The sequence below is a fragment of the Phytoactinopolyspora endophytica genome, from assembly GCF_004138495.1.
GTDB lineage: Bacteria > Actinomycetota > Actinomycetes > Jiangellales > Jiangellaceae > Phytoactinopolyspora > Phytoactinopolyspora endophytica.
Map to the genome: position 1 here is coordinate 1 of NZ_ML142867.1, position 1,275 is coordinate 1,275.

General features: G+C 65.3%; 1 protein-coding gene. It reads left to right on the top strand.

The features are described from left to right. Positions 1–304 precede the first annotated feature (304 nt). A partial coding sequence (locus tag ELR45_RS27725; protein ID WP_165368153.1) for an LCP family protein occupies positions 305–1,275 on the top strand: 971 nt, incomplete at its 3' end.

Sequence of the window (1,275 nt, forward strand, 5' to 3'; positions counted from 1 at the left end):
AGTACGAACTCAGCAGCAGCCGACACCGTGTCCAACATACAGGCAGTCTATTCACTTAACGTATGAAATAACGGCTCGACACACTAGCGTTCTGCGTCTTAGTGTCCCGTGATCCCGGTTCATTGAGACCGGCTCTACGCCGGCACTGGGCTGTCGAGGCGCGTGACGCCGGGCGAAGCCGTCGCGGCGTCACGCGTCGTCAACCCACCACGGCTGGACTCCACCCACCACCTGCCGGTGGCTTCCAACCTTCACCGCTTAAGCTGGTGCGCGGCCCAGACACAACGGACGGGAGGCGTATGTCATGGCCGCGTCTGGACACCATCATGGCTCGCGCACCACAAGACTGCGGACCCGCCGCAGGCTCCGCCAGCAACGCTACGGCCAGTTCCTGGTACGGACTGTCGCCGGCACCCTTCTTCCCGGCCTCGGTCTCATGGCGGCAGGTAAGCGACGCATCGGCAGCCTGCTCCTCGCAGCCATCCTGTCCAGCGCCGTCGTCGTGGTCGCCTTCGTCATCATCACCCCTAACCAGCGCCTGCTCGCCTACGGCGGCGACCGTACGGCGCTGTTGCTCATCGGTGTCGGACTGGTCTCGGTCGCGGTCATCTGGCTGATGCTCGCACTGGTCAGCCACCGGCTGCTGGAGCCAGAAGGGCTGTCCGCCCGCAAGCGGCTCGGCGGCGTTCTCGCCGTGACTCTCGCGGCATCGCTGGTGGTCGGGCCGCTCTCACTCGCGGCACAAAACGTGTTCACCCAGCGGGATCTGATCGGTGCGATCTCCGGCGGAGAGAGCCTCACTGCGCCCGAGATCGCCGACCACGACGATCCCTGGGCCGACCTTCCACGACTCAATCTCCTCCTCATGGGCAGCGATGCCGGCGACGGCCGCACGGGCGATCGTCCGGACACCTTGATCGTCGCCAGCGTCGACACCGACAGCGGCGACACGGTTCTGGTCTCGGTGCCCAGAAACCTGGTGGGATTTCAGTTCCCGGCGGGCAGTCCTCTGCGGGAGCGGTACCCGGACGGCTTCACCGGGCCCGGAGATCCGCGAGACTGGATGATCAACGCCGTCTACGACTTCGTTCCACGCGACAACGGTGACATCTTCACCGGGATCGGCAACCCCGGCGCCGACGCGACCAAGTCAGCCGTCGAGGGCGCACTCGACATCGACCTCGATTACTTCATCATGGTCAACCTCGAAGGTTTCCAGGTGCTGGTGGACGCGATCGGCGGCGTGACTCTCGACGTGCCGCGGGACATTCCGAT